The organism is Kitasatospora putterlickiae, assembly GCF_039527695.1.
GTDB classification, from domain to species: domain Bacteria; phylum Actinomycetota; class Actinomycetes; order Streptomycetales; family Streptomycetaceae; genus Kitasatospora; species Kitasatospora putterlickiae.
In genome coordinates this window covers 2,366-5,220 of record NZ_BAAAKJ010000207.1, presented here as the reverse complement: position 1 = coordinate 5,220, position 2,855 = coordinate 2,366, and the positions used below count along the sequence as shown (strand labels likewise).

Below are 2,855 nucleotides of genomic sequence, written 5' to 3'. Positions count from 1 at the left end.
CCGGCCCTCGCGTTGGCGCGCGAGGCCGCGGCCTGCGCGCTGACCATCGCGCGGTGGTGCCTCGTCGACGGGACCGAGGCGGGGGAGGACGGCGAGCCGTACCTGCGGACCGCCGTCGAGGCGCTGGAGCTGGGCCGGGGCCTGGTGCTGCACGCCTCCACCGCCACCACCGACGTCCCGGACCTGCTGCGCACCGCCGGGCACCCGGACCTCGCCGACGCCTGGCTCTCCGGCGGCGGCTCCCACGACGGCCCGTCCGCCGACCCGTTCGACTTCGGCGCGCTGACCGGCGCGCCCGGCACCCTGCTCTCCTCGCTGCCCGGCGGCGCCGGCATCCCCATGCCGGACGACCTGCGCCGCCGCGCGCTCACCGCCCTCGCCGCCGCCCCGGCCGGACAGGCGCTGATGGCCCCGCCGACACCCGACGAGATCGCCCGCGGCCTGCGCGCGGCCGGCGCCGACGCCCTGGTCTACCTGCTGCCGCCCGGCGCGGGCCGCAGCGTCGAGGCGATGCTCGTCACGCCGGACGCGGACGGCGCCGGCGCCGTCCACCCGCTGCCGCTCACCCTGGCCCACTCCAACGCGCTCGAACCGCTCACCGCCTACCGGCGGGCGCACCTGGACCGGCAGGCCACCCTGGCGGGCCTGCCGCCCCGGCACCCGGAACGGGAGGCGGCCCGGCGCCGCTGGCGCTCCACCCTCGCCGAACTCTGCGACTGGGCCGGCACCACCGTGCTGCGCCCGCTGCTGCGCCACCCCGCCCTGCGGGCGGCCGTCCGGCGCGGGCCGCAGGCCCCGCCCCGGCTGGTCCTGGTGCCGTTCGGCGAACTCGGCGGCATCCCCTGGCACGCGGCGCTGCTCAGCAGCGGGCTGCGGGACGGCGGCCGGCCGGTACGGGCCGTGGAACGGGCGGTGATCTCGTACGCGGCCTCCGCGCGGCAGTTCTGCGAAGTGGTCCGGCGCCCCCGGCTGCCGCTCGGCGAACGGCCGGTGATCGTCGGCGACCCGACCCGGGAGCTGATGTACGCCGAGGTCGAGGCCGAGTACCTGCACGCCGACTACTACCCGCACGGCCGGCTGCTCGGCTACGTCGAGGACGCCGAGGGGGAGGGCACCCCCGCCGAGGTGCTGGCCGCGCTGCCCGCGCCCGGACGGGCCGGCGCGTCCGTCCTGCACCTGGCCTGCCACGCGCTGCCGTCGGAGGCCTCGCCACTGCACGCCTACCTCGGCCTCGCGCCCGACCCGCACGCCGGGGACCGGCTGGGCCGGCAGGGCAGACTTCCGGTCGGCGACGTCCTGCGCCAGGCCCAGGGCCGGCCGCCGGGCTCCCCGGGCGGCCTGGTGGTGCTCGACGCCTGCGTCAGCGACCACACCGGCGGCGACGTCGACGAGGCGCTCACCCTCTCCACCGCCTTCCTCGCCGCCGGGGCGACGGGGGTGGTCGGCTCGCGGTGGGAGGTGGTGGACGAGATGGTGTGCGTGCTGATGTACGTCTTCCACGGCCGCCTCGCCGCCGGTGACCCGCCCGCCGAGGCGCTGCGCCGTACCCAGCTGTGGGCCCTCGACCCGGACCGTCGGCTGCGGGCGGGGGCGCCGGTGGAGCTGGTTTCCATCGCGCGGCGGGATGCGGCGGCCTTGGATGTCTGGGCGGCGTTCGTCTACCAGGGGGGTTGACGGGCGGGTGGTTCGTCAGGGGAGGTCGAGGTCCTCGGGGGTGTCGGCGGCCTGGCGCAGGACGTCGTACGTCTTCCAGCCCTTGACCCGGACCGTCGGCTGCGGGCGGGGGCGCCGGTGGAGATGTTTGGGCGGCGTTCGTCTACCCGGGGGGTTGACGGGTGGGTGGTTCGTCAGGGGAGGTCGAGGTCCTTGCGGGCGTCGGCGACCTGGCGCAGCACACCGTGGGCCTCGGCGGTTCCGGCGAGGTCGGCGGCCTGGGCGAGCAGGCCGGCGGCGTCTTCGCGCCGGCCCTGCTGGGCGGCGAGGTAGCCGAGACCGACCAGATTGGCCGCCACGCCGGGCAGGAAGCCCAGCTCCCAGCGCAGGCGGGTCGACTCCTCCAGCCGGTCGCGCGCCTCCTCCAGCCGCCCGGCGGCGTGCGCGGCGATGCCGAGGTGGCGCAGCGCGTAGGACATGGTCAGCAGGTCGCCGGTGCGGGTGGCGAGGGCGAGCGCGCGGTCCAGGGCGGGGAGCGCGGCGGCGGGGTCGTCCCGGACGACCTGGTGGAACGTTCCGGCCCAGAACAGCGCCTCGCCCTCGCCGCGTGTGTCGCCGAGCGCCCGGTACAGCGCCGCGGCGCGCTCGAACAGCTCCAACTCGCGCGGGTCCTCGATCCGGTCGGCCAGGAACCGCGCGTGCAGCAGCCGCCCACGGGCCATCGCGAGGTCCGCCTCGACACCGTCCAGCCCCCGCTCCGCCGCCGCCAGCCCACCGCCGTCCCCGCCGAACACGGCGTCCTCGTAGCGGATTTCGGCCTGCTCGATGCGTATGTCCCTGGTCATACGCCGATCCTAGGGCCCGCCTCCGCCGCCCGACGAGCCCGGCCCGGTGCTGGGGGGCCGTGCTGTGAGGGGCTGCGCGCCGTCGGCGCGCCGGAATGTGTGCGCCGTCGGGTGTTGGCCGGAGGTGGCGTCAGGAAACGCATCCGCTAACCCCGGCGGTGGGGGGGCGTGCTGTGAGGGGTTGTGCGTCGTCGGGGTTGGGGTGGGAGGACGGGTCCTGGCCTGGAAGCCGGGGGCCGCCGGAGTGTGCGCGTTGTCGGCCGGTCAGGGCACGTACGTGCTTCCTGACGCCCCGGGGGCCAGGGGCCAGGGGCTTTGCGCCGGGGTGCCCGGGTCGGCGGGTGTTGGCCGGAGGTG

Annotated in this window: 2 protein-coding genes; one reads left to right on the top strand and one right to left on the bottom strand. The window is 77.3% G+C overall.

All coding sequences use genetic code 11. From position 1 onward, the window contains the following. Positions 1 to 1,674 (top strand): CHAT domain-containing protein (locus ABD308_RS20730; RefSeq protein WP_344337384.1); only part of this gene is annotated, 1,674 nt, incomplete at its 5' end. Positions 1,675 to 1,847: 173 nt separating this feature from the next. Here ABD308_RS20730 and ABD308_RS20725 read toward each other — a convergent pair. Then, positions 1,848 to 2,498 carry a tetratricopeptide repeat protein gene (locus ABD308_RS20725; protein ID WP_344337382.1) on the bottom strand — a complete coding sequence of 217 codons (651 nt, stop codon included), beginning with the start codon at positions 2,496 to 2,498 and terminating at the stop codon, positions 1,848 to 1,850. Positions 2,499 to 2,855: the final 357 nt, after the last annotated feature.